Source organism: Paenibacillus sp. NPDC101420 (genome assembly GCF_050277435.1).
Classification (GTDB): domain Bacteria; phylum Bacillota; class Bacilli; order Paenibacillales; family Paenibacillaceae; genus Paenibacillus_AQ.
Window position 1 is genome coordinate 335,005 of sequence record NZ_JBNNSE010000005.1, and the last position, 26,043, is coordinate 361,047.

The 26,043-nt window shown below is 46.0% G+C and carries 26 protein-coding genes and 1 riboswitch; of the genes, 8 read left to right on the plus strand and 18 right to left on the minus strand.

Features of this window, described 5'->3' with window-relative positions:
* Positions 1 to 54 precede the first annotated feature (54 nt).
* The 3 genes from ACQKMP_RS21920 (at position 55) to ACQKMP_RS21930 (ending at position 2,420) form a co-directional block, all read left to right on the plus strand.
* Positions 55 to 672 carry a pyridoxamine 5'-phosphate oxidase family protein gene (locus ACQKMP_RS21920; RefSeq protein WP_042191524.1) on the plus strand — a complete coding sequence of 206 codons (618 nt, stop codon included), beginning with the start codon at positions 55 to 57 and terminating at the stop codon, positions 670 to 672.
* 178 nt (positions 673 to 850) lie between these two features.
* Positions 851 to 2,152 (plus strand): aminotransferase class I/II-fold pyridoxal phosphate-dependent enzyme, encoded by a 1,302-nt coding sequence (locus tag ACQKMP_RS21925; RefSeq protein ID WP_427471039.1) that lies wholly within the window; start codon positions 851 to 853, stop codon positions 2,150 to 2,152.
* A 148-nt stretch (positions 2,153 to 2,300) separates the two neighbouring features.
* Complete coding sequence (locus ACQKMP_RS21930; protein ID WP_212567871.1) at positions 2,301 to 2,420, plus strand: YjcZ family sporulation protein; 120 nt, start codon at positions 2,301 to 2,303, stop codon at positions 2,418 to 2,420.
* Positions 2,421 to 2,562: 142 nt separating this feature from the next.
* Here the strand turns inward: ACQKMP_RS21930 and ACQKMP_RS21935 are convergent, their stop codons facing one another.
* The 5 genes from ACQKMP_RS21935 to ACQKMP_RS21955 all read right to left on the minus strand — a co-directional run bounded on the left by ACQKMP_RS21935 (position 2,563) and on the right by ACQKMP_RS21955 (position 7,388).
* On the minus strand, positions 2,563 to 3,783 hold the full coding sequence (locus tag ACQKMP_RS21935; RefSeq protein ID WP_339243410.1) for an ABC transporter permease: 1,221 nt from the start codon (positions 3,781 to 3,783) through the stop codon (positions 2,563 to 2,565).
* A 1-nt stretch (position 3,784) separates the two neighbouring features.
* On the minus strand, positions 3,785 to 4,531 hold the full coding sequence (locus ACQKMP_RS21940; protein WP_042191531.1) for an ABC transporter ATP-binding protein: 747 nt from the start codon (positions 4,529 to 4,531) through the stop codon (positions 3,785 to 3,787).
* Complete coding sequence (locus ACQKMP_RS21945; protein WP_427471041.1) at positions 4,528 to 6,030, minus strand: DEAD/DEAH box helicase; 1,503 nt, start codon at positions 6,028 to 6,030, stop codon at positions 4,528 to 4,530. Before ACQKMP_RS21945 ends, ACQKMP_RS21940 begins: the two co-directional genes overlap by 4 nt.
* A gap of 97 nt (positions 6,031 to 6,127) precedes the next feature.
* Positions 6,128 to 6,904, minus strand: coding sequence for an SDR family NAD(P)-dependent oxidoreductase (locus ACQKMP_RS21950; protein ID WP_076300333.1), 777 nt, complete (start codon positions 6,902 to 6,904; stop codon positions 6,128 to 6,130).
* Positions 6,905 to 6,932: 28 nt separating this feature from the next.
* The gene (locus tag ACQKMP_RS21955) at positions 6,933 to 7,388 is read right to left on the minus strand and encodes a chemotaxis protein CheX (RefSeq protein WP_042130872.1); all 456 of its coding nucleotides are present in this window, start codon (positions 7,386 to 7,388) and stop codon (positions 6,933 to 6,935) included.
* Positions 7,389 to 7,640: 252 nt separating this feature from the next.
* On the opposite strand from ACQKMP_RS21955, the gene ACQKMP_RS21960 reads away from it, so the two are divergent.
* Together ACQKMP_RS21960 and ACQKMP_RS21965 are read left to right on the plus strand one after the other, a co-directional pair.
* The gene (locus ACQKMP_RS21960; RefSeq protein WP_042191539.1) at positions 7,641 to 8,543 is read left to right on the plus strand and encodes a LysR family transcriptional regulator; all 903 of its coding nucleotides are present in this window, start codon (positions 7,641 to 7,643) and stop codon (positions 8,541 to 8,543) included.
* Between the two features lie 69 nt (positions 8,544 to 8,612).
* Positions 8,613 to 9,422 carry a histidinol-phosphatase gene (locus ACQKMP_RS21965; protein WP_042191541.1) on the plus strand — a complete coding sequence of 270 codons (810 nt, stop codon included), beginning with the start codon at positions 8,613 to 8,615 and terminating at the stop codon, positions 9,420 to 9,422.
* Between the two features lie 99 nt (positions 9,423 to 9,521).
* Here the strand turns inward: ACQKMP_RS21965 and ACQKMP_RS21970 are convergent, their stop codons facing one another.
* The 8 genes from ACQKMP_RS21970 to ACQKMP_RS22005 form a co-directional block, all read right to left on the minus strand.
* On the minus strand, positions 9,522 to 10,022 hold the full coding sequence (locus tag ACQKMP_RS21970; protein WP_427471044.1) for a nitroreductase family protein: 501 nt from the start codon (positions 10,020 to 10,022) through the stop codon (positions 9,522 to 9,524).
* The gene (locus ACQKMP_RS21975; protein ID WP_427471046.1) at positions 9,998 to 10,222 is read right to left on the minus strand and encodes a nitroreductase family protein; all 225 of its coding nucleotides are present in this window, start codon (positions 10,220 to 10,222) and stop codon (positions 9,998 to 10,000) included. The genes ACQKMP_RS21970 and ACQKMP_RS21975 overlap by 25 nt, the downstream gene beginning before the upstream one ends.
* A gap of 174 nt (positions 10,223 to 10,396) precedes the next feature.
* Entirely contained in the window at positions 10,397 to 10,939 is a 543-nt protein-coding gene (locus tag ACQKMP_RS21980) for a GNAT family N-acetyltransferase (RefSeq protein ID WP_339243413.1), read from the minus strand.
* Positions 10,940 to 10,970: 31 nt separating this feature from the next.
* Entirely contained in the window at positions 10,971 to 11,915 is a 945-nt protein-coding gene (locus ACQKMP_RS21985) for a metallophosphoesterase (RefSeq protein WP_427471048.1), read from the minus strand.
* 19 nt (positions 11,916 to 11,934) lie between these two features.
* Complete coding sequence (locus tag ACQKMP_RS21990; RefSeq protein WP_076300337.1) at positions 11,935 to 12,726, minus strand: DUF3891 family protein; 792 nt, start codon at positions 12,724 to 12,726, stop codon at positions 11,935 to 11,937.
* A 188-nt stretch (positions 12,727 to 12,914) separates the two neighbouring features.
* Positions 12,915 to 13,679, minus strand: a complete 765-nt coding sequence (gene sdhB / locus ACQKMP_RS21995) for a succinate dehydrogenase iron-sulfur subunit (protein WP_427471050.1) — start codon at positions 13,677 to 13,679, stop codon at positions 12,915 to 12,917.
* Between the two features lie 75 nt (positions 13,680 to 13,754).
* The gene (sdhA, locus tag ACQKMP_RS22000; protein WP_042191550.1) at positions 13,755 to 15,497 is read right to left on the minus strand and encodes a succinate dehydrogenase flavoprotein subunit; all 1,743 of its coding nucleotides are present in this window, start codon (positions 15,495 to 15,497) and stop codon (positions 13,755 to 13,757) included.
* Between the two features lie 68 nt (positions 15,498 to 15,565).
* Positions 15,566 to 16,231 (minus strand): succinate dehydrogenase cytochrome b558 subunit, encoded by a 666-nt coding sequence (locus ACQKMP_RS22005; RefSeq protein ID WP_042130879.1) that lies wholly within the window; start codon positions 16,229 to 16,231, stop codon positions 15,566 to 15,568.
* Positions 16,232 to 16,632: 401 nt separating this feature from the next.
* Here ACQKMP_RS22005 and ACQKMP_RS22010 point away from each other — a divergent pair, with 401 nt between their 5' ends.
* Positions 16,633 to 17,535 carry a LysR family transcriptional regulator gene (locus tag ACQKMP_RS22010; RefSeq protein ID WP_427471053.1) on the plus strand — a complete coding sequence of 301 codons (903 nt, stop codon included), beginning with the start codon at positions 16,633 to 16,635 and terminating at the stop codon, positions 17,533 to 17,535.
* Between the two features lie 72 nt (positions 17,536 to 17,607).
* On the opposite strand, the gene ACQKMP_RS22015 is transcribed toward ACQKMP_RS22010, so the two are convergent.
* Both ACQKMP_RS22015 and ACQKMP_RS22020 read right to left on the minus strand, forming a co-directional pair.
* Positions 17,608 to 18,276 (minus strand): potassium channel family protein, encoded by a 669-nt coding sequence (locus tag ACQKMP_RS22015; RefSeq protein WP_042191554.1) that lies wholly within the window; start codon positions 18,274 to 18,276, stop codon positions 17,608 to 17,610.
* Positions 18,277 to 18,289: 13 nt separating this feature from the next.
* A complete protein-coding gene (locus tag ACQKMP_RS22020) occupies positions 18,290 to 19,585 on the minus strand; it encodes a TrkH family potassium uptake protein (RefSeq protein ID WP_339271789.1) in 1,296 nt (431 codons plus the stop codon).
* 134 nt (positions 19,586 to 19,719) lie between these two features.
* A riboswitch (cyclic di-AMP (ydaO/yuaA leader) is annotated at positions 19,720 to 19,901 on the minus strand.
* Positions 19,902 to 20,215: 314 nt separating this feature from the next.
* On the opposite strand from ACQKMP_RS22020, the gene ACQKMP_RS22025 reads away from it, so the two are divergent.
* Positions 20,216 to 21,901, plus strand: coding sequence for a CPBP family intramembrane glutamic endopeptidase (locus tag ACQKMP_RS22025; protein ID WP_339243419.1), 1,686 nt, complete (start codon positions 20,216 to 20,218; stop codon positions 21,899 to 21,901).
* Between the two features lie 106 nt (positions 21,902 to 22,007).
* Here ACQKMP_RS22025 and uvrC read toward each other — a convergent pair whose 3' ends face one another.
* Positions 22,008 to 23,960, minus strand: coding sequence for an excinuclease ABC subunit UvrC (gene uvrC / locus ACQKMP_RS22030; protein WP_427471055.1), 1,953 nt, complete (start codon positions 23,958 to 23,960; stop codon positions 22,008 to 22,010).
* Between the two features lie 121 nt (positions 23,961 to 24,081).
* On the minus strand, positions 24,082 to 24,399 hold the full coding sequence (gene trxA, locus ACQKMP_RS22035) for a thioredoxin (RefSeq protein WP_042130884.1): 318 nt from the start codon (positions 24,397 to 24,399) through the stop codon (positions 24,082 to 24,084).
* A gap of 358 nt (positions 24,400 to 24,757) precedes the next feature.
* Between trxA and ACQKMP_RS22040 the strand changes: the two genes are divergently transcribed.
* Positions 24,758 to 24,913: a YqzM family protein gene (locus ACQKMP_RS22040; protein WP_143759540.1), complete on the plus strand. Its 156-nt coding sequence runs from the start codon at positions 24,758 to 24,760 to the stop codon at positions 24,911 to 24,913.
* A 166-nt stretch (positions 24,914 to 25,079) separates the two neighbouring features.
* Here the strand turns inward: ACQKMP_RS22040 and dnaI are convergent, their stop codons facing one another.
* Positions 25,080 to 26,036 (minus strand): primosomal protein DnaI, encoded by a 957-nt coding sequence (gene dnaI, locus ACQKMP_RS22045; protein ID WP_042191560.1) that lies wholly within the window; start codon positions 26,034 to 26,036, stop codon positions 25,080 to 25,082.
* Between the last annotated feature and the right edge of the window lie 7 nt (positions 26,037 to 26,043).

The window sequence follows — 26,043 nt, forward strand, 5'->3', positions numbered from 1 at the left end:
ACATCTACATCGGAGCAAATGCTCTACACTATTAAGAATAAGGACGTGAACCCTATGCGCAGAAAAGAATTTCAAGTAGATCAGGAGGAAGAATTGATCTCTTTTCTAGACGGAATGAGCTTCGGTTTTCTCGGTACAAGCGATGAACAGGGGCTACCGCGGGTGACACCGCTGAATTTTGTATATACAGATGGTTGTTTCTATTTCCACGGTAGTCATGCTGGCGGCAAAATGAAGGCGATCCGCAATCAGCAGAAGGTCTGCTTTACCGTAGCGGATGAGTATGCACTGATTCCGTCTTATTTTAGCGATCCAGAGATGGCCTGCCCAGCAACCGCATATTTTAAAAGTGTTACCGCCTACGGCATAGCCGAGCCCGTCGAAGACATTAGCGAAAAAGCCATCGTACTCTCCTTATTTATGAAAAAACTCCAGCCCGAGGGCGGCTATAATCAGATAGATGCAGAGGACCCTAAATACCGTCCCCGTCTAAAGGGCGTCGCGGTAGTGCGCATTACCCCAGATGAGATAACGGCGAAGTTTAAGTTTGGGCAAAATCTAAAAGAAGAAGGACGTTCTGGGGTCATTTCCGGCCTATCTGAAAGAAATCATCCACGTGATGAAGAAACCATTGAAATGATGAAAAAATACTGCCCCTATCACTCCGAATAATAGATACGGATAAACCAGTTTCTCGTTCAAAATAAGCGCTACGTATAGTGTAAAACTTAAACTTCCTTAAATTTTAAAAAAACGTATCTTTCCAAGTGACGGTTGCAAGTGGCGGTGATATAATGTTAGGCAATGTTAACAGTATGTATCCCCAAAGAACCCTGGAAGGATGAAACTGATGAATCCACTAGCTGGACAATTAAACGAAAGTATCAAAGCAGGAAATGAACATGTATATGATATGCTCTCTACGCTTGGCAAAGAAATTTACTTCCCTAAGGAGGGTATCCTGAGTCAATCTGCTGAAGCAGGAGCTCACGCCAAGAAATACAACGCAACCATCGGCATTGCTACCGAAGGCGGTGTACCTATGCACCTCGGTGTCATTCAGGATAAGCTTTCCGCTTACAGCCCTAAGGATCTGTATAGCTACGCTCCTCCAGCAGGTAAACCAGAGCTGCGTACTGTATGGCGTGAAAAGATGCTGCGCGAAAATCCATCGCTAGAAGGTAAAACCATCAGCAATCCTGTTGTAACCAACGCCCTGACTCATGGGCTTAGCATTGTCGCTGACCTCTTCGCTGAGCCAGGTGACGCTATCATCTACCCAGATAAGAATTGGGAGAACTATGAACTAACTTTCGGAATTCGCCGCCATGGGAAGACCGTTAACTATCCGCTTTTTACAGAAGAAATGACCTTTAACAGTACGGGTCTTGAAGAAGCGCTACTGGCTCAAAAAGAACGCGGAAAAGCGATCGTTCTGCTGAACTTCCCTAACAATCCTACAGGATATACTCCAGGGATTAAGGAAGGCGATGAAATCGTCGCAGCTATCCTTCGTGCGGCTGAGGAAGGTATTAACGTGGTTGTCGTAAGTGATGATGCTTACTTCGGACTGTTCTTTGAAGACTCACTAAAGGAATCATTATTCGGTAAGCTTGCTCATCTGCACCCACGTGTGCTTCCAATCAAAATTGACGGTGCAACTAAAGAAGAATTCGTCTGGGGCTTCCGTGTTGGCTTCATCACTTATGCCTCGGAAGACAAGGATTTGCTGGCTGCATTGGAGCAAAAAACATTAGGCATCATTCGCGCCACTATTTCCAGTGGTGCACACCCATCACAGACCTTCGTATTGGATGCATTGAAATCTCCACAATTCGAAGAACAGAAGGAAGAGAAGTTCCAAATCATGAAGGGCCGTGCGAATAAAGTAAAAACGCTGCTCGATAGCGGCAAATACGGCGATGATGTATGGACGTATTATCCTTTTAACTCCGGCTATTTCATGTGTCTGAAGCTGCATACTGTTTCGGCTGAAGCTCTTCGGCTTCACCTGATTCATAATTACGGACTGGGCACTATCGCTCTGGGTGAAACAGATCTGCGGATTGCTTTCTCTTGTATCGAAGAAGAACAGCTCGAAGATCTGTTTGATCTTGTATACGCAGGCGTTCGTGATCTGGAAAAAGCTTAACAAATCTTTCATATTCCTTCCAATCAGCTCCGTTTCTACGGGGCTGATTTTTTTCTGGACTCCTCCGGCATTGGCCTATACATGCTTCTCTCTCCGCACATACAATACGATGTACTCAAGTACAACACACACCGAAAGGGGAATGAACATGAGCGAAGAAGTAAGAGGCGGATTTAACGGTTGTTGTGGCGGTGGATTCACAAGCACTGGCGCCATTCTGGTTCTCTTTATCCTGCTGGTAATCATCAGCCGTTCACTCTTTGTCTAACTAGAGATGACAGTCCCGGGAGAGAGCTTTGAGCTCTTTCCCTTTTCCAGTGGTACACCTCATTCCCCACGCAAAAAAAGGCTCCCTCATCCGTAGAATCCTCTACTTTTGAGAAAGCCTTTTTTTATTTTGAAGTAACTCCCTACAAATCCTCGTCAGCCATCTTTGCCGCTTTGCGGGACAAGTATCCCTTAAACAGAAAGGATACCAGAACCCCTGCTACAAATGTACCAATCACTGGTAGTAGACGGTCGCCTATAGAGGCTAAGAAAGGTAAACCAAGAATCAGTGCCACTACCAGATGCGCGCGGAATACGAATTGCGTTGTGTTATCCGCCTTACTGCCTTCAGGAAAAGGATATACTGTCAGCCAAAAAGACTCACTATGCAATTTGCGGAGTGCCGACAATTGTACACCAATAATGAACAGGAAGAACAAATAGATGGCTGTACCGAAGTAACTGTCATGGTTCAACCAATTCAGCAGCAAAGCCAGTACCGAAATCCGCATAATGATTCCGAAGATATCTCCTCGGGCGAAGCTTTTGGTCAGCAGATAGCGGTAAGCCGTATCCTTACGCCAAGGCAGCCGAGCCCCCCATTTGGAAAGATAACGACGAGGATATACCCGTTGCTCACGGCCCGGTACATCCACGAACCAACCCAGAACCATCAGGGCGCGTCCACCTTGATTTTTTTCCATGGCGATTAGTCTTTCCCAAGGTACGGCGTGGCGTCCAGGTACGGATAGTGCAACAAGATAGGCTGCTGCTAATAGCGCCATAAATATCAGGCTTCTACCGGCAGGCTGCCACAACCAAGCGGCAATAATTAATCCTCCTACTGCCCAGCGTAAGAAAGTGAATATGCCTGCCATCGGACGCGACAGCATAGCTATCTCTTTCCATAAGCCGTAACTCGCGATTAGCTTCACAGCAATCAGAATCAATATTGTAAATAACAGCCGCTTAGGCGAGTCATCTGTACGTATGTACAACGGCCAAAGGGTAATGAGTACAAATAACAATCGAACAATCTTCCATACGTTCCCACTCACCCACGAAGGTGCGAAATATTCCTTCATTCGATGTCCTTGAGGCAATAGAAAGATCGTATCCGGAGTCTGCAAATAGGTGCGGAAGCTGCTATTTACTGCTGCAGGCAGCAGTATTGCAAGCATAATCCAGCGGATGGGAATACCTTCAGGCACATTCTGTAACAACGATGTATACCAAGCAGAGAAGACAATCAACACAAAGAGGAAGACCATAGCTACGCCGCTTTGAATGATATATCCCACATAAGGAAGCATACTTCCCATGAATCGACCTCGCCGCGTGCGCCGCAGCTCTTTCAAATCCATATTATTTCCCTCCCTGAACCAGCTCGTAGAACAGCTGCTCCAAAGTCAGCCCCTGTAGTCCAGTGCTTGCCGCAATTTCTGCCAGCGTTCCCTGAGCAATCACCTTACCTCTATGCAGCACAATAAAGCGGTCGCAATAATTCTCAATGGTAGAAAGAATATGAGAGCTAAGCAGAATAGAGGAGCCTGATTTTTTCAGATCCATCATGAAATCAAGCAGAGAGCGAATCCCGAGCGGATCCAGTCCTAAAAAGGGCTCATCGATCACATATAACGCAGGGCGTGCCACGAAAGCGCACATGATCATGACCTTCTGCTTCATCCCTTTGGATAGATGAGTCGACAACGTGTCCATCTTATCTTCCATATGGAACAGCTTGGCTAGATGTAAGGTGCGAGTTTCGTAGTCACTTTGTTCTACCCCATATGCTCTTGCTGTAAATTCAACATGCTCACGTACTGTCATTTCATCATACAGAAGAGGCGATTCAGGTACAAAACTCAAAGCATTGTGATATCCGATGGGATCTTCAGCACGAGTCTTACCCTTTACTGTGATATCGCCCTTATGGGGCGACATCAATCCTAGAATATGCTTCATGGTCGTACTTTTTCCTGCTCCATTTAAACCAATTAAACCAACCATCTCGCCAGGCTGTACCTGAAGTGCAATATCATGCAGCACCGGCTTATTCAGGCTGTATCCACCACTGAGGCCCGTAATTTGCAATACGGGAGAATTATTCATTGACCGTCACCTCTCGGAGTTTTGTCTTTCAACCACTTTGGTGCTCCTTTATTCTTACGGTTCTTCTCACGCTCCGCATTGCTGCTGCGTTTGCTTCGTGCAGGAGTAGCACCTCCACGCGCGCCTGCAGAAGGGTTCACACTGCGCTGAGAATCGCGCTGTGGTTCTACACTTGCCTCACTTGTCTGGATCGTAGCCAGTCTTTTAACAGGTTGCTGCTCTGTGCTGGTTGTAGACGGCTGAGTTCCTGCATTCCCAGATGTTCGCGCCTGTGGCTTACTGCTGCGCGGAGAAGAAGCATCGCGGCGTTGTCCGCTGCTCTCATTTCGTCCCCGTCCACTATTCAAAGCGTTGCGCGCTTCATCTGCTGCTAGCACCTTGCCACCGACCATTTCCCGCTCTTCAAGGGCAATATCCAGTTCACGCGCAAATTTACGCATAATAAAGGTCTGCTGCTCTGTCACAATCGTTACGGATAATCCGCGTTTTCCCATCCGACCCGTACGACCCGCACGATGTACATAATGCTCGGAATCAAAGGCAGGATCGAAGCTTACTACCAGTGACAAATTCTCAATATCCAGTCCTCTGGCAGCTACATCACTGGCAACAAGCACACGGAATTTCCCTTCGCGGAAACGTGACAGTACATTACTGCGCGTTACTTTATCAGCATCACCGTAAAGTGCGGCTGCGGTCAGTCCAAGATGGTTTAGCTTAGCCTCTACCTCTGCAATATCATCAGTCGCATTCACGAACACAATCGCCTTTTCTGGATTGTAATGACGGATGACCCGACGCAGCATGTCTATTTTGTTGCGTTCTTCCGTTACAACGTAATGATGCTCTAGACTCTCTGCTGTCATGACACCAGGAGCAATTCCAACCTCTGCCGGGTTCTTCATTTCACGATTTGCCAAGGCTTTCGTCTCCGGACCAATGGTTGCAGACAGCATAACGAGCTGGCGTGAACGCAGTGCGCTGCTAACAATTTTCGTTACCTCTCCGGCCCCGCTTAGCTGAAACATTTGGTCCGCTTCATCTAGAACAATCGTGCTGACTTCATGCATCTTTAACTTGCGAAGACCAATCAATTCGCGAATCCGGCCAGGGGTTCCCACAACAAGCTGTGGATGCTCACGCAGTTTATCAATCTGGCGTTTGATGGCTGCCCCGCCAATAAGACCCATTACTCGAATCCCACGGTGTTCGCCATAACGTTCCGCCTCACGTAAGATTTGCATCGCCAGCTCCTGTGTAGGGGCGAGCACCAGCTTTTGGACCACCTTCTGCTCCGGATTGATCGTTTGAAGCAGAGGCAACAGATAGGCCAAGGTCTTACCCGTTCCAGTCTGGGAAGCAGCAATAACATCTCTTCCCTCCAGCAGAAGTGGAATCGTCTGCTCTTGTACCGGGGATGGAGCGTTAATACCGAATTCCGACAATCGGGCAACTAGGTCTTCCTGAATGCCGATAGCCGCAAAAGAAGCTTTATTCATAAGTGTAATTCATCCTTTTCGCTTGAGATAATATCTTCATTATATGCCAAAAAGGCCTCTCCACCAAATGGAAGGCCAATAATGCTGACGGCAGGCTCTATTTTCTGTTCATCGCATTATAAGTAAGCTTGTCCGCCAGGCGAGGAAACAGACCATAAAGCCGAATACCAAACCCTGCCAGACCCGGAAGATCAATCTCTTCTTTGCCAGTTTCCATGACTTTTACGATCTTGGAAGAGACATGTTCTGGTGTCATCATCATCCGAGCTACACTCTTTTCATAATTGCCGGAAGGGTCAGCCGTTTTGAAAAAATCAGTGGCAATGGGACCAGGGTTCACAGCCGAGACGATGATTCCGCTCTTCCGCAGCTCCTGACGAAGTGCATTCGTGAATCCGAGAACAGCATGCTTGGTGGCTGTATAGGCTACCGATTTGGCTGTACCGATCTTCCCTGCCATAGAAGCCACATTTACGATCTGGCCACTTCCCCGCTCTAACATATGTGGAACAACAGCCTTCGTACAGCGAACAATCCCCATATAGTTAACATCCATCATATCATCAAACTCATGAGGCTCCATCTCTGTAAAAGCGGCGAATTTACCGTACCCAGCATTATTTAGCAAAATATCAATTCTGCCGTAAGTCGCCAAAATTTGAGCAAAGGTCTCTTGTACACCGTCGGCATCTGTTACATCGCATGTATACAGTCCAAAAACGCCCGGAATACCGGCCGCCGTTTCTTTCAACTTCGCTTCGGAACGTGCCAAAAGGATCGGAATCGCACCTTGCTTACTAAGCATTTGTGCGGTTAATGCACCAATACCGCTGGATGCTCCTGTAATCACAACAACCTTATCTTTAAGTACCATAAAAAGTATTTCAGCTCCTAACTCTTGCCTAAGAGATCATCACCTGAATATCCATCTCTCCAACCCCATCCATCAACAATGGAATACTAAGTGCTCTGCGAGGCAAAAAGGACATGCTCTCAAGCTTCATAATTTGGGGAGGACTTATATCCACTGAAACCCCCTGATTATATAGAATCGTACTAGCATTTCCACTGATCATATTGCCCAGCTCTGAAATTGCACTCTGACCCATCTCATCCATCTCCGTAATCACATAGCCGCCCATCATAATCGATACCATTCGCAAGGCTACCTGCTCTGCGATACCAAATATAATATTTCCGCTCAGCTGGCCTGTCATTCCCACTTGAATCCATATATGATTATCGATCAGTTCAATTTCTTTGATGCCTAAATTCCCAGTGGAAGGCGAGACCTGAATCACTTGTTCTATAACTGTCCGTGCAGATTCTAAAAACGGATTAATTACTTCTGCTTTCATGAAAGTCCTGTCTCCCCCTTTATCGTGCTTTAGTCATATACCAAAAGTCCCAAGTAATATGGATTTATTATACTTTATATATCGGCACAATTCAGCAAAAATTAATGTACATGTCGAATTCGTACCCAAGTTTGTTTATGTTGCAACATTGCTCTGTCGGGTATTATCTCCTATAATTTAAATCAAATGCCAACATGGAACGTATATTTCACCCCATCACTTTCATATTTGCTTGTCCAAAGGAGGTATTCCATGAACATCAGCCAGCTGGAGACACTAATAACGATCTCCAAAACGATGAGCTTTCGCAAGGCCGGAGAACTGCTTAACTTGACCCAACCAGCGGTTTCAGCACAAATCAAGAGCCTTGAAGAAGAGTTCAAAACACAGCTGGTTGACCGGAACCAGCCTGTTACGTTAACCGATCGAGGAACTGTATTTCTGGAGCATGCGGAACAAATTGTGACGATTGTGGAGGAGCTTAAACAGAGACTTGCGGACCTTGAAGATAATCCCCAAGGACATATTATTCTCGGCACTACTACCTCTATCGCCATTCAAATTTTACCGCGTATTTTGTCCTATTTTAAAGACCAGTTCCCTCATATCAAAACATCTATTTCCTCTATGTCCTCGTCTCAAATTTATCAACATGTCGAGAATGGCATTGTCGATGTCGGCATTGGCTATTTGATCGGACGTAGTCCGAGTATGACTACTTCCATTCTTTATTATGATACATTCGAGTTGGTGGTCTCACCTAGACACCCCCTGGCTCAAGTTAAGACTGCAGGTATAGAAGCCCTAAACAAAACCCCGCTAATTCTGCTCTCACCGGATACAGTGGGCCGTAAATTTGCCGACGAGGTATTCTCCAAGCATGGCATAGAGCCACAGGTAATTATGGAACTGACCAGCAGCGAGGAAGTGAAACGGATGGTAGAACTCGATTTAGGTGCAGCCATTATTTCCAAGCAGTCAGTGACCGCTGAGGTGCGAGCCGGTTCCCTCAAAATTGTGCCTATTATTGAATTGGAAGTCACGCATCCTGTTGGCGTCATAACGAAGTCTGGAAAATACGTGAACTCAGCCATGAGACAGTTTCTCAGCGATCTCAAAGGTATGCCGGAGACACAATTTATTGGGTCTGAATAAAAAACACCCAATAGTGGAATCGATACTTCTGAGCTAATTGCATAACCTTGTTTAAAGGAGTTGATCTTGATGAAATTTGACCTGCATACACATCATTTTCGCTGTGGCCATGCTGATGGAACGATTAGAGATTATATCGAAGCCGGAATTTCAGCAGGTTTAGGGGTAATAGGCATTTCTGATCACACCCCATATTTCGGAAGCCCTTCCGAGCAAGCTTTTCCTCTTATTGCTATGGGTAAGTCCGAATTCTCAAACTATGTTGAGGAAGTCCTCTCCCTCAAAAAAGAATACGAAGGTGTAATCGACGTTCTGCTAGGTATTGAATCAGACTACTTCCCTGAGCATGCCGAGCTTTACCGCAAAACATTATCCGCCTACCCTTTTGATTATGTGATTGGATCGGTACATAGTGTTGGTGGCGTCAGTATCTTTAACAAGGGTCGCTGGAAAGGGCTTAGCAAAAATGAACAGATTCGTGTGAAGTCTGATTATTATCGATTGATTGCTGATTCCGCCCGCAGTGGCATGTTTCAAATTCTCGGACACATTGATGCGATGAAGGGAAATTATCCTGCTTTTTCAGAAATCCCTGCTCCAAAGCCAATTGATGACTGTCTGCAAGTAATTAGTGAATGCGGCGTGGCGATCGAAATTAATACCTCAGGCGGAACCAAGCTGGTTGGCGGTTGGTATCCATCAGAAGATATACTGGAGCGCGCACATCATTTTGGCGTTGAGGTTACTTTCGGTTCGGATGCGCATAAGCCGTCCCGAGTCGCAGAAGACCGAGATGCGGTAGCTGCACAGCTAAAAGCAATAGGTTTTACACATTGGGTTTATTACAAGCAGCGCGAGAAAATTAAAGTTTCACTGTAAAGATTTCTTATATTTCGAATAAATGCACCAAGCGTTATTGGTTTAGGGGTGGGGTTACCCTCCGTTAAACCAATCTCCGCTTGGTGCATTGTCGTTTATTTATAGGTTGTCGCAGGTAAACCCTTGCTGCTTCAGGGTGCGCTTCGCATCCCCATATTCCGGGTTGATATCGTAAAAATGAGCAATCGTGCTCGTCCAATCTCTCTCCGTTAATCCCTGCTGCTGCATATATTCACGGTGGGTTTGATTATAAGCCTCCAGGAGACCTTCCACATCCGGATTGTATTGTTCCTCATGAAACACCGCTTCCAGCGGCAGCCGCGGCTTCTGTGCGGTCTCTTCGGCTGGATATCCGACACAAAGCCCGACGATAGGGAATACGTACTCCGGCAGCTTCAACAAATCAATAACGCCTGCTGTATTGCGCCGGACACCCCCAATAGGGATGATCCCGAGTCCCATGGATTCTGCCGCTGCAATCGCGTTAGCCACTGAGATACCAACATCTGTAGCTCCAACGAGCAGAGCATCTACATCTTTTACCGCTTCAAAAGACTTGCCTTCCACTTTACTTGCTAATTTCGCTCTATAGAAGTCCATGCAGAACACCAGAAAGACGGGGGCTGCTGCTTACGTGCAGGATCCTTGATAGCTATAATGGAGACCTGCTGTCCATGAACCCATGAGGGCGCTGCTTGGGCGGATTCGATCATTATCTTTAGCTTATCCGGCTCCACTTGTAGATCAGAATACTGCCGGAAAGAACGGTGATTCATTAACGTCTGTATTACATCATTCAAGATGTTACGCCTCCTTCTCAATTCATTCGACTGTTTGTTAATCATAAACGATCGGATTAGGTCCTGACAAAAAAAATGGACCCGAATCATCGGGTCCCAAAGCAGTATATTTTTAAAAGGGGGTCATGTACTTAGTTTAACCGGACACTGTTAGAGTTTCATAACGGCATTATTTCATTTGTGTAACAATGTGAATACTTTCATTACATCGTCCAAGGAGCCTACTCTGGGCATCACTCGCTCCAGCATCATACCGTTCTTAAGCATCACACGTTCGGATCTAATATTATCTCCTCGGCAGCGCCCTTCGATCCGTGTGATTCCAAGCGTATGAACACTGTAATTTAAAAATAAGCCAACCGCCTCTGTCGCCAATCCGCCTCCCCAGTACGCCGGGTCTAGCATATATCCTAAAGTGGCCTTGCCCTCACGGCGGTTCCAATGCTGTAAAGCAACAATACCGATTAACTTCTGCTGCTCCTTCAAATAGATACCCGCATGTAATGCGCAAGGATCGAATGCGAATAACATCCGGTTCACCAGCTTCTCCACCTGAGCAAGTTCTGATCCAGCTCCGGTGCGTATTTGAATATGAGCCTGCACTTCTGGGTGGGAGAGCAGTTGCTGCAAATGACAGGCATCCTCGGACGGAATCATCCTAAGGTCAACCGCCACACCTTGTTGCGTCTGGAACGATACTGCCTCATAAGTGCTCATACTCTCTCCTCCATGCAGCTAAGATATCAGCCTATTCATCCGATGAACGGTGCAATGTCAGCACCGTTAATTCAGGCCTACATAGAAAACGAAAAGGCATGACTGTTTCGCCAAAACCTCTATTCACATACACTGGCATGCGCTTGGTATCTGTATAATACAATCCATTTATGTACTTTTGAGACCCATAAGGGGTGAATGGCGCACCTACAAACGGCAGGCGAATCTGTCCTCCATGGCTGTGCCCGGATAGCTGTAGGTGAAAGGAATGAGCCTGTGCTATATCAGCATAATCCGGTTCATGCATCATCAGAACGGTAAAGGTTCCTGCAGGCACACCCTTGAGTGCCTTCACAGGGTCAGGCTCGCCATGCAGCAGATCGTCCAGTCCGGTCACAGCCATAACTGCCCCGCCTCTTTTTAGAAGATAAGATTCATTCCTTAGCACCCGGAAACCAGCAGATGTAAATAACTCGATAATCCGCTTCGTATTCTTGAAATCATGGTTGCCTAGCACCGCATATTTTCCTAGTGGAGCATTCAGCTCTGCCAATACAGGTATGGCATCTACAAGATCCTCAGGGTTGCTGTCTACGATGTCGCCTGTAAAGCATATAAGATCCGGTTCCTCCTTAGCGATACGCTCTGCAAGTCGAGCCAGATCACGGGCATCCTTATTAAACCCAAGGTGAGTATCACTGAAATGGACAACCTTCATGCCTGAAAAAGCAGAGGGAATATCTTTGAAGGACAACTTCAGCTTAGTAACCTGAATCCAGTTGGGCTCCCCTTGCCAAGCGTAACCACTTGTGAGCAAGCCTGCGCCGATTACAGTAGCCGCACCTCGAACCAGGAATTGCCGGCGGGTCATAGTTGTCTTGCCCTTAGATCGACGTCCAGAGGCGCTAGAGTGGGTGTCTTTACCTGAATGATTATTTTTCTTATTGGGAGAAGCCCCAGACGATTGTATCTTCATACGGAGTTTCTCCTTCCCTTCAGCTTTCGTTTAGAGCCGTCAGTACAATTCTACATTCTTCCTCTGGCGTATCACGGTATGCGGGTGCGATGCCTCTCTTAGCAATTTCTGATTGTTGGACTCGTTTCAGCATAAAGGCTACTTCCACCGTCTTCTGAAAGGGAAAAGGATCCAGCACTAACGTTGACTTATCTTTCCACTCCACGGTTATCGTACGACCTGACGTAAAACTGAAATCTTCACTGCCAGAGAATCCTTCACGCCACCATGGATGCTCCTCAGATTTCGGGCTACCTGGTTCATTTAAAGCCAAATATAGAGATAAGTCATCGCAGAATTCCAAAAGACGGGCATCATAATACAGCTCATCTTCACCAATCGGTTTAGATACTTCCAGTTCTCGGTGAATACGGGATCTACGTTCCTCTTCATGCTCTTGATATAACGTCAGTTCTGGATAATCCAGTCCCGAAATCTTAATGAGTCGTTCAAAATGCAAGCTGCACAAAAGCGCTCCGTAAGGTGTCCGCGCCTCGATCTCATCAAGTCCTCGCTTATAAAAGGTCAGCTTCGGCACTACAGGAAAATCAATAAAGCTGTAAGGCGCGTGTTCCGCATCGTTCCAAAAGGGCGTCTCATCCAGATCAATCCAGCCCCGGTCATGTTCAGCTACCGCCCAAAGCACCTCATCCCGGCGTCCTTCTTCTGGCACATGCTCTTCCTTAAACCAAATGGCAAGCTCTCCAGCTAACTTCCCGTGATCATGCTGTTTAACCATTACAATTGCTCCATCATGCTCCCGACAAATCACGATTATTCCTCCCTGTTGTTCCACACCTAACGTACGTTAACAATGGATATTATAGCATATGCTATTCATTCTTCTGAGCTAGACTAATTTCCTAATCTCTACCAATTATAAACAAAAAAGCTATCCTCAGCGAATATAAATCCACCATTGAGGATAGCTCAATATTAAAGATCCGGCGGTACTACTTATTACACACCTAACCAGCGTTTGAACATATGTTTTGTCGTCTGCTTATTAATTTCTGCAATGGAGGTGGTAAGAGGAATACCTTTTGGACAAGCGCGCACACAGTTCTGTGAGTTACCACAACCGTCAATACCGCCATCTTCCATCAATGCGTCCAATCTTTCTTCCGCATTCATTTCACCCGTAGGATGAGCATTGAACAGGCGTACTTGAGAGATGGCTGCGGGTCCGATAAAATCCGTCTTCTCGTTGACATTCGGACAAGCTTCCAAGCATACGCCGCAAGTCATACACTTAGATAATTCATAAGCCCACTGCCGTTTCTTCTCCGGCATACGTGGTCCCGGCCCAAGGTCATACGTACCATCGATTGGAATCCAGGCCTTTACTCGTTTAAGTGCGTTGAACATCCGGGTACGGTCAATCACTAAGTCACGCACCACCGGAAATGTCTTCATTGGCTCAATGCGTACAGGTTGTTCCAGATTGTCTATAAGCGCTGCGCAGGCTTGGCGAGGTTTGCCGTTGATCACCATCGAGCAAGCTCCGCATACTTCTTCTAGACAGTTGGAATCCCAGCATACCGGAACGGTGCTGTCACCTTTGGCATTCACAGGGTTACGCTGAATTTCCATCAAAGCACTGATTACATTCATACCCGGACGATAAGGGAGCTCAAATTCCTCAACATAAGATGAGCTTTGTGGATCGTCCTGGCGGGTGATGATAAACTTTACGTTTTTGGGAGCTGTAGCAGTTTCCGCCATAATGGTTCCCTCCTCAAATTGCCTAATTTTATTTCATTAAGCTTGCCTCGCAAGCTGTTTCACTGCTGGGAAAGATTAATCCTTCGAATAATCACGGACCCGTGGAGGGATCAGTGAGACATCGACTTCGTCGTAAGAGATTTGCGGACCGTCTGCAGTCCAAGCTGCTTTCGTGGTCTTCAAGAATTCCTCATCATTACGATCCGGGAATTCCGGCTTGTAATGAGCGCCGCGGCTCTCATTGCGCATAAGCGCTCCCAGTGTCATCGCTTCGGACAGCTCCAGCATGTTCCATAGCTGACGGGTGAAAGCTACACCTTGGTTATTCCAGCGTGACGTATCGTTCATATTGATATTGCGATAGCGTTCTTTAAGCTCTTTGATTTTGCCAATGGTCGCTTCCAGCTTCGGATTGTGCCGTACAACCGTCATATTGGCGGTCATCCATTCGCCCAGTTCCTTGTGAATCACATAAGCATTCTCTGTACCTGACATCGCTAGCAGAGACTCATATTTGTCCGTCTGCTTTTTGTGGAAGCTATCATAGACAGAAGAAGAGATATCTTGTGACGATTTCTTCAGACCTTTGATGTATTCAACAGCCTTTGGTCCAGCAACCATACCGCCGTAAATGGCAGATACCAGAGAGTTAGCGCCTAGACGATTCGCTCCATGATATTGATATTCACATTCGCCTGCCGCAAACAGACCAGGAATGTTTGTCATTTGGTTGTAATCAACCCACATACCGCCCATGGAATAGTGCACAGCCGGGAAGATTTTCATCGGTATTTTACGAGGGTCATCCCCCATGAACTTTTCGTAAATTTCAATAATCCCGCCAAGCTTCACGTCCAGCTCTTTCGGGTCCTTGTGAGAGAGGTCCAAATACACCATGTTCTCACCGTTAATACCCAGCCCTTGATCCACACACACATTAAAAATCTCACGTGTAGCAATATCGCGCGGCACCAAGTTACCGTAGGCTGGATATTTCTCTTCAAGGAAATACCACGGCTTTCCATCTTTATAAGTCCAGATGCGGCCGCCTTCACCACGTGCTGATTCCGACATTAAGCGGAGCTTGTCATCTCCCGGAATAGCCGTTGGGTGAATCTGGATAAATTCTCCGTTGGCATAATGTACGCCCTGTTGGTACACTGCACTTGCTGCTGTACCCGTATTAATTACGGAGTTCGTTGTTTTACCAAAAATAATACCCGGCCCGCCGCTAGCCAAAATAACAGCGTCTGCAGGAAAAGTCTCAATCTCCATCGTCTTGAGATTCTGGGCACTTATGCCGCGGCATACCCCTTCGTCGTCAACGATGGCCGAGAGGAACTCCCAGTTCTCACGTTTCGTTACAAGACCTTCGGACTCCCAGCGGCGCACCTGCTCATCCAACGCATACAAAAGCTGTTGACCTGTCGTTGCGCCAGCAAATGCAGTGCGGTGACGCTTCGTTCCGCCGAAACGACGGAAGTCGAGTAATCCCTCAGGAGTGCGGTTGAACATTACGCCCATCCGGTCCATAAGGTGGATGATACCCGGTGCTGCTTCACACATCGCCTTGACCGGTGGCTGATTCGCCAGGAAGTCACCGCCGTAAACGGTATCGTCGAAGTGCTCCCAAGGGGAGTCGCCCTCCCCTTTCGTATTTACCGCGCCGTTGATGCCGCCTTGCGCACAAACGGAGTGTGATCTTTTTACAGGCACTAATGAGAATAATTGAACATGTGCACCGGACTCCGCTGCCTTGATGGTAGCCATCAGGCCGGCCAGACCGCCACCCACGATAATGATATTTGCTGTTGCCATGATAGTTCACTCCCTTTATTGAAAATATCAGAAAGGATTCTGGAATCTAGTCCTGAGAGGATAATTACTTAGATGAAAGTCTTTATGGACTGAGCTATGGAAGCTGCGGTTTGAAATTCAGCATCACGGAAAGTGACTAGCGAAATGAGGAACATAAACGTTACAAGAACAAATATACCGAGACAAAGGTAAGAGGATACCCGCTGTGAACGAGGTCCTACCGTGATTCCCCAGCTGATCAAGAAAGACCATAGGCCGTTTGAGAAGTGAAAGCATGCTGCAACGATACCGATAATGTACAGTGTCAACATCAGTGGTTGAGTCACGATATCATGCATCAGACCGCCCAGCTCTTCATGCTCTACACTACCAACTGCCACCTGAACCCGGGTTTGGAACAAATGCCAGACTATAAAGATAAAGGTAATAATTCCTGTAATGCGTTGCAGCGTATAACGCCAGTTTCTTTCAATGTTGAAGCGGTTCAAGTTCGGCTTGGATTGATAGGCAATATACAGTCCGTATACGCCATGGTACAGCAGAGGAAGCCATATACCGAACAATTCCAGGAAGAAGACAAGCGGTAGGCTATTCAGCCATATCACGCTGTCAGTGAAACCGGAAGCGCCACCCTCTACAGCCGCAAAATTCGTCATCATGTGCTCAATGAAGAAAGCTCCAAGCGGGATAACGCCTAGCAAGGAATGAATCTTTCTGGAATAAAATCCTTTCATACAAAGTAACCCCTTTCCGATTAAAACAGCGTTTTCATTATTGTGTATTCACCGCCGGAACTACATTTGACACAGGATAACGTAGACTATGTCATGACAAAACGTCTATATTTACCGCTATCCTTGGTTTCCCGGACTTTGTTTTCTTTTTCACAAAATGTGAATATCTTGTGTCACTTTTCATGTTACTCCTTTTTCCCTTATAAGGGAATTGCAATCTAATTATTAAACGTTATACAATAAACGCATAAGAATAGATTTTATATGATAATAATTCTCATTTAGAGAAACAACATTTTCCGACAAATCTTTTATTTCCTTATGGAGCAAGAAGTATTGTCTTCATGGCTATGAATTTCGTCACTACTGTTTATAGATTGCACTACGAGAGGAACATAAATATGTTTGACGATTTAGATGTTTTTGCAGCGGTTGTGGAGCACTCCAGCTTGAATCGGGCCTCCCGCCAGCTCAATCTGTCCCAACCTGCCCTATCTCGTAAAATATCCAAGCTGGAAGAACGGTTGGGTGTCGCGCTATTTAATCGTTATGGCAAGCGTCTGGAGTTAACCGAGGTTGGGCGTCTTACTTATTCCTACGCACTTGAACAACGGCAGCAGCGCTCTAAATTTCTGGAGGCTTTGTCTAAATACAAAGAAGGCGAGCCTAAGCTCGTCACCTTAGGGGCGTCACTTACCTCACTGCAGACCACTCTGCCTCCACTAGTTAACGCATATATGGAGAAATATCCAACTGCGGAGCTGAAGCTAATCACAGGCCGAACACATGAAATTGTCTCCTCTGTCAGTGAAGGAAAGTCAGATATAGGTCTGATCGCTTCCTCTATTCAAGAACCTGGACTGCGCTGTATTTCTCTGTTTGAGGATCAACTTCGACTGGTTGTTTCTGAATATCATCCTCTGAATCAATCTGCCAAGCTAACCATGGATGATCTGTCCCGACTGCCTATGATCCTGTTCTCCAAAGGCACCTGGTACCGACGTCTAACAGACGATCTGTTCCAGCGCTGTGGAATTGATCCAGACGTTCGGATGGAGATTGACTCCTTCGAAGCCATCGTGCGGCTGCTGCCGACAGTCAATGTGGCAGCGTTACTGCCCAAGTCTTATCTGCGTCCGCAGCTGTTAAACGGTGGTGGGCTGGTCTCTCTGCATATTAAGGAGCTGGAGCAGACTCAGCGAACTACCTGTCTGATTTACCGTGACGATGGAAGCCTGAGCACAGCGGCCCGTAGCCTCGTGCAGGTCACAGAAGAGATGTTTCTGACGGAACGAGAGAAATAGTACATACCTCTGAGTGCAACCTTAATTAAAAAAAGCCCTCCGTCCCATGTAAAGGACGGAGGGCTTATCTATTTAATCTTGGTTTACAACTTCATCCTCAAATCGATCAATACTTTCATTAGAACCAATGAGTACCATAACGTCGCCCTCACTCAAATGATCATGTGCCGTTGGAGCCACTATAATTCCACTTTCCCGGTTCAGGGCAACAATACTGCAGCCATATTTCGCTCTTGTATTTAAATCTGACAAGCTTTTCCCGTTCATGCAAGACGGAACGGTTAGCTCGACGATTTTATAATCCTTGGACAGTTCAATATAATCCAGCAAATTGGGTGTCACGAGCTGATGTGCCACACGAATGCCCATATCCCGCTCCGGAAAAATAACCCGGTCCACGCCCAGCCTGGACAACGCACGACCATGAAGGATCGAGATCGCCTTGGCTACTACTTGCTTGACTCCAATCTCTTTTAACAAAATCGCCGCCAGAATACTTCGTTCCATATTGTCGCCAATCGCAACAATCCCACAGTCAAAGTTCCGTACGCCGAGCGAGCGCATAATTCCTTCATCTGTAGCATCAGCCACTACCGCATGCGTCAGGTGATCGCTCATTTCCTCCACACGCTCCTCATGGTGATCAATGCCGAGCACCTCGTAGCCCATTTCCATCAGCTCAAGTGCAAGGCTTGAGCCAAAGCGGCCTAAACCGATTACTACAAATTGCTGTGCTTTCATTTCGGATTAACTCCTATCCAATAATTATTTTACCTTCTGGGTGCTTATACAATGGTTTACCCTGTTTAGGTCCAAGCGCATACACTAATGTTAATGGACCTAGCCGACCTGCAAACATGGTCAGACAGATCAGAATCTTGCCGAAGATAGACAGTTCAGGTGTCAGCCCCATGGTTAGTCCCACCGTGGCAAAAGCTGAGGTCGTCTCAAATAATATCGCTAAGAAATTACTATCCTCTGTTGTGGACAGTAACATCGACACCGTGAGGACCAATAGCAAAGCGAGTAATGTTAACGTCAACGCTTTATAGATACGCTCCTGCGCCAATCGGTAACGGAACAGTACAACATCTTCACGTCCGCGCAGCATCGCGATTACTGCACCAATCATAATCGTAAAGGTTGTAGTCTTGACCCCGCCACCTGTTGATCCTGGAGATGCACCAATAAACATAAGAATAACCATAAAGAACTGTGAGGCTTGCCGCAGTCCGGCAATATCCACCGTATTGGCGCCAGCGGTTCGGGGCGATACGGACTGAAAGAATGCCGATAATATTTTGCCGCCGAAATTTAAATTCCCCAGTGTGCGCTGATTCGTAAATTCAAATATAAAAATAACTAAAGCGCCGATAAGAATAAGCCCTGCAGTGGTGGAGAGTACAACTTTGCTATGCAAAGATAATTTACGTTTGACACGAAACTCCACCAGATCCGACATGACAATAAAACCAATACCGCCAGAGACAATCAGAAACATCACCACGATGTTCACTAGCGGGTCATATACATAATCGGTTAAACTCCGGAAATCCCCGAAAATATCAAATCCAGCATTATTAAACATAGACACCGCATGAAATATTCCAAAATAAATGGCCTTTCCCAGTGGCATATCAAACGCCCAGCGTAAGGACAGAAGCACCGCTGCACAGCCTTCGATGACCAAGGAATAAATAAGTACTCTCCGGATCAGTCGAACAATCCCCTCCATTGAGCCTTGGTTCATTGCTTCCTGAAGGATCAGTCTGTCCCGCAAGGAAATTTTGCGTTTCATCATCATGGCAAATAAGGTCGCCATTGTCATAAACCCTAAGCCGCCCACCTGGATAAGCACCATAATTACGGTTTTCCCAAAAATGGTGAATGTCGTCCCGGTGTCCAGCACCACAAGTCCCGTCACACAGGTGGCCGATGTTGCAGTAAACAACGCATCAATAAAACTAACAGCATTCCCGCTGGTACTCGAAATGGGAAGCATTAGCAGCAAGGCTCCAATCAGAATGATCGATGCAAAACCAAGCACCATAATCTGAGGCGGAGAGAGCTTCAGGAACTTTGATTCAGAAACCCTGCGAAACTGTGAAGCCACTACGCTCACCCTCTTATCAAAATTTAAAGAATTCCAACAAAAAAAGCACTGGAAAACCAATGCTACCCTTGGTTCCTGCAGTAAATTAGCCTACGAGGTTAGCTGACGGATTCGGACTGTGCAGGCTGCCCTATTCGTTCCTAGAACGAAATTCACCCCTGATGAATAAAGACAACGCCTATGGCGTATACTCATCTTTTCATTACTTCTTATGGTTCCCCCGTTTTCACCTGAAATTCGGCTATATACAATTGCATACAAATTATATATGTTATTTCGATAAATCACAAAGACACTATTAATGGTGATTCATATGAAAAATGCGGTTTGGAGAGGATGTACCACTAAGAGTGCCTTTTCTCATCACTTTTCCGTGTTTTCCCTGCAATTGCATCGATTTTCATGAAAAATGAAGAAAGAATCACCTTAAATTCATGGTATATATTCAGTTACCTATTCTATAATATCTCTATTACCCATAAAAAGAATATACGATGATTTTTGTAACTATCATGGCACTAATACTATAATGGAACATAACATTGTCAGTTTACAAGGAGGCGTTACATGAATCCCGTTGGCCAGCCCTTACAGCAACGTGCCCTCTCCAAGAGGCTCATCATCTCGGGCATTATCGGTCTTATTCTATTTATTATGTTTCAAATTGCTCCCTCGGTGCTAAATAGCCCTGCCGGGGAAGATACTACTGTCATCAGTAAGGCGGAAGCCCGCGACAAAGCCATATCATTCGCAGAACAAAAGCTGAACTACACCAAAGCACCAACCGATCAGTGGAATGTACTGTACGATACGGACTCTTCCTTTTATGGTTATATGTCCCGCGAGAAGCTTTTGGAGGACTATACAAAAAAGAAATTGGATCAACGATATCCTTTTGACATTTTCCGTGTAACACTTAGTCCTTCAGCGGAACAAGAGCCACTAATCTCCGTTGACCTCAATATGTATACTGGTGCAGTTGTCGCTTTCACACAAGGAGCAGAAGGATCAGGTACCGGATTACCAAACAATGTATCCACCAGTGCAAAAGAAGAGGACAAGGGTACTACCTTATCACTTGCACAAAAAGAAAATCTTGCCCGTCCCTGGCTTCAGGAATGGGATGTAAATCCCGCCAAGCTGCAAATTGAATCGAATACGGGAAACTACGGGCTCGTGTATACAGATCGTTCCGTTCAGATCGGCGAATCCTTATTACACTATTATTTCGATTTCACTGGCGAACAGGTATCCAGCTTTAAAGCAGGATTCACCGCTCCAGCCTGGCATACCTCCTATGTAAAGGACCAGACCTCTCTCGCGGAAAAGTTTACTTTATTCGGCTATGGTTTGCCTACTTTAGCTTTAGGAATTCTGGCACTCATCTACAGCATACTTAGAAGAGAACATACCTCCTTTAAGCGTGGAATATTCCTAAGCTCAGCTTATTTTGTAATCATGATGATCAGCACCTATAATATGCTCCCAGAATCCTCAGGCGAAGGACTCGAGGCTCAGATAACTTCCGTCATAATGTTCATCATTTATGCCTTATATAGCCTCCTAATGTCCTCCCTGCTCTATTTTTCTTTAGTTGGAGGGGACGGCCTATGGAAAAAAGAAGAGGGGATGAACCCATGGCCTCGTGCTAAAGAGCCTGGCTATGGAAAATATGTTCTGGACAGTATCCGGGCTGGATACGTCTGGGCATTCGTGCTGCTAGGGGTGCAGACCCTTATGTTCATCGTATTATCATTTACCTTGCAGAACTGGTCCACTACTGACGCTACTCAATCTCCTTACAACATGAGATATGCTTGGCTGCTGCCCATCGTTGCATGGCTCGCTGGTTTATCCGAGGAAGCTATTTATCGTTTTTTCGGAATTCCTATGTTGAAAAAAGTATTCCGTAGCACGTTCATTGCTTGCCTGATCACCACGCTGGTTTGGGCGTTTGGCCATACGCTGTATCCGATCTATCCCATCAGTTCCCGTCCTATTGAGCTGACCGTGATCGGTTTGCTCTTTAGCTATATTTTCCTTCGTTACGGCTTTATTGCCGTCATGTTCAGTCACGTCGTGTTTGACAGCATTCTGATGGGCGCTACGCTGATCTTTATGAAGGAAAGCGTGAATGTAGGGGCCGGTATCTTCGCGATTATCATGCCGTTCATAGTCGCCTACATCGTCTATCGGTTTAATCCACCGCAAAAATCAGAACCTAAGCCGGTTGAACCTACATCTGTAATTTAAAGAAGCAACGGGTGGATAACCTATAATAAAAAAAGGTGTCACAGCAGAAAACTGCTGTGACACCTTTTTTATATTTACGTATACATCATTCCAGTATTTCGAATGCCTATGTCGCTGGCTCTTCATCCTTGAGCGCCTCAAGAATTTGACTAGCCAGCTTTTCGCCAATAGAAAGTGATTTAAAATCCTCTATGGAGGCTTCTTTAATTTTCTTTAGCGATCCGAAATGCTTAAGCAGCGCCTTGCGCCGCTTCTCGCCTATACCTGGTATGGAGTCCAGTTTAGAAGTAACCATGGACTTCCCACGTTGTTCACGGTGGAAGGTGATGGCGAATCTATGCACCTCATCCTGAATCCGTTGCAACAGATAAAATTCCTGACTATCCCGAGCCAAAGCGACAGGTTCAGGCGGATCTCCAACCAAAAGCTGAGCCGTCTTATGCTTATCATCCTTAACGAGACCACAGACCGGAATGAATAACCCCAGCTCGTTCTCCAGAATATCAATAGCTGAGGATATCTGCCCTTTACCACCATCGACTACGATAAGATCTGGTATCGGCAGGTTCTCTTTCAGCACCCGTTCATACCGCCGCCGGATGACCTCGCGCATCGTTCCATAATCATCCGCACCCACCACCGTACGAACCTTATATTTACGATATTCTTTTCGTGCGGGCTTGCCATCAATGAAGACAACCATCGCAGAAACCGGATTAGTCCCTTGAATATTCGAGTTATCGAACGCCTCGATCCGGCTTAAGCGTTCGAGCCCCAAGCTCTCGCCTAAGCTCATTGCAGCACCAGAGGTACGTACTTCATCTCGTTCAATAAGCCGGAACTTCTCGTCGATTGCGACTGTAGCATTTTGGCAGGCCATACCGACCATCTGCTTCTTGAGGCCACGCTGTGGCACTAGCACTTTGGTGCCGAGCCACTCCTGTAGAATAGAGGCGCCACCTGCAGCATCAACGACACCTGCTGCTGATGCTTCCGCAGCGGCCATTTCACGGGCCTCAACTTCTTCAGGTGATTCGGGGGTATCTTCTCCCTTTTGTAGATCTTCTTCGGCTGGAGCAGCAATGATAATCGACGGTTTAGCTTCTTTATCAACCACTGCTTCCTCGTCAAGCACATCCGGCAGAAGAATCTCCTGCGGCAGAGCAGGATTATCACTGTAATACTGCGTCACATAAGACATAAAGTCACTGTAGGCTTCCCCATAGAACGGAAAGACAGAGGAGTGGCGCTGAATCATCTTCCCTTGTCTCATGTACAGTATCTGTACACACATCCATCCCTTGTCTACCGCATAACCAAATACGTCACGATCCTTAGTATCTGTGGTGTTAATCTTTTGTTTCTCCATCAATGCATCAATATGGATAATCTGATCCCGCAGTTCCTTCGCCCGTTCAAAATATAATTCCTCAGCAGCTTCCTGCATCTTCTGCTGTAGATCCTTCTTAACCGCATCATGACCTCCGCTCAGAAAAGCAGCGATATCTTGCGTAATCTGCTCATACTCGGATTTCTGCACTTCCTTCTCACACGGCGCCAAGCATTGGCCCATGTGATAGTAAAGACAGACTTCCTTTGGCATTACGCCACATTTACGGAGCGGATACATACGATCGAGGAGCTTTTTCGTTTGCTGTGCAGCATAACCATTAGGATAAGGGCCGAAATATTTTGCTTTATCTTTAATCACCCGGCGTGTGACTTCAAGCCGAGGGTGAGTTTCATTCGTTATTTTGATATAAGGAAATGTCTTATCGTCCTTCAGAAGTACGTTATAACGCGGCATATGCTTCTTAATCAGATTGCACTCAAGAATGAGCGCTTCCATGTTACTGGACGTAACAATATATTCGAAATCAGCAATGTTAGCGACAAGTCGCTGAGTTTTACCATTATGACTGCCTGTAAAATAAGAGCGAACCCGGTTCTTAAGCACCTTCGCCTTACCCACATAAATAATGGTGCCTTCTTCATTCTTCATCAGATAGCACCCGGGCAGGTCGGGTAATAGAGCCAGTTTGTTGCGGATATTGTCCAAAATGATCCCCTCCAGCTAAATTGGACCCATAATTAATTGGCATTCAGCACACAAAACGCCTCCGGAATGAACCGAAGGCGCTGAGCGGCAGGGCCGAGGCCCGAACAGTAGCATTTAACAATTATTGATGTTTAGCTACGATATTTTTCAGGGATTCTTTGGAGTTCAATCCCACAACTTTATCTACCGGTTGACCGTCTTTGAAGAAGATCAGGGTTGGGATACTCATCACGCCAAAACGGGAAGCCGTTTCCGGATTCTCATCCACATTCAATTTTGCAATCTTCACGCTGTCTCCCAGTTCTGCGGACAATTCGTCCAAGATTGGAGCAATCATCTTACAAGGACCACACCAAGGAGCCCAGAAGTCTACTACTACAGTACCTTGACCTTCCACTTCGTTACTGAAGGTTTGGTCAGACACGTTCACGATAGCCATGATATTGTTCCTCCTCTAAAGTTTTACGAAACATTAATCCACTCTAAACCAAAGCTTAGTTTATGGAAGCTGCTCCGAAAATATAAGTTAATAAATTGTTTCATGTAATATGATAACCAAATTACCACTTACCGACACAATTCCAGTATAACATATCTTTAAGGGATATGTTATATATCACATACAATTATATTGCCCTCAAACTAATTTTATTTACGTTACTCTTTTCTTTACAATCTCCCCAGCCTTTCGGTATACTCTAAGAAAGCGCATTAAACGTCAATGACTTATTTCATAATGGTCAACTCAATTTGCATCTTAACAATACAGGCATAGTCCCTGTAAGGAGGCAGAAGCTATGGATGTCAACGCGCAAGCACGGGACCCACGAGAACATATCAACGAAGAACCCCGCAATGATCTAGGCGATTTAATGAATGGATTTTTCGGAATGACTGCATTTATGACCGTTGTCTTTTTCGGCATGGTTATCATTAAGTTCATTTCGGAGTAAGGGAATCATCGCAATATAAACAGAAGCCGTCTCAAAAGTAGTGAATGCTACTTAGGGGGCGGCTTCTTTTTTTGAGAGTAAATAAGAAAAAAACAGAGAGCAACGATCCTCCAATAAAAGGAGAATCGCTGCTCTTTTGAATGTTACGGTTATGAATATTTCGAGTTTATCTAATCGTCCCCCGTTGATTCTCCCCATGCAGTGGAATGACATCCACAAAAGGAGCAATACGATCCATCAAACGTTGGCCTTTATAAATCTCCTCGCCATCCTTGCTTGTAAAGCTAAGATGTTTCTCCAATCCATCGAGCGGATAATTCGAGGTATAGAAGGTTGGCTTACGGTTCATCCGATAATTCAAAATCGCACCAAGCACATGATCACGCGCCCATGGATTCAAGTTCTCCGCACCAATATCATCAAAAATAAGTAAATCGCAGTTTTTCAACGTATCTACGGTTTCCTTCATCTTCTGGCCGTCCATCATGATCGACTTCAAATCCTCGATAAAATCTGGCATATATACGATAACTCCAGTATAGCCGGCAACAGCAAGCTCATGAAGCAAGTAACACATCAGAAATGTTTTGCCTGTTCCGAAAGTTCCATGTAAATAAATCCCGCGCGAGGTTAGACCCTCTTCTTTAACGCTCGTGATATAATCAAATATTTTATTAACCGCTGAGACCCGGCGTGGATCCTTGCCCATGATATCTATTTCATCATAACCGCCATTGAGCACACGCTCGTCCACATAAAAGCTACGGATACGTTTGCGGATGCTATCCTGATTATCCTGTGCCACTTTAAGCCGGCATGCCGTCTTACGTTCATATAAGTCCGCCGAACCATTCACGCTCTCTACCGTAAGTTTGCTAAAGTGACCAGGGAAATCATTCGGACATTTCTCTAGACCCGGACAGTTCGCACAGTGGCGGCTTTCCTCTACATATTGATACAGGCGGCTCATATGAAGCCGCAGTCGCGAATCATCTAACTCAGGATGTTCAGACTGTAATGCCTTCACAAGCGGATGATTGAATAACTCCTGTTCAAGATCGCGTTGACGCTGCCGTAGAGTTGGATTGTTGATCGAACGAAGCACATCGCCCATAGACTCCATAGTTCCA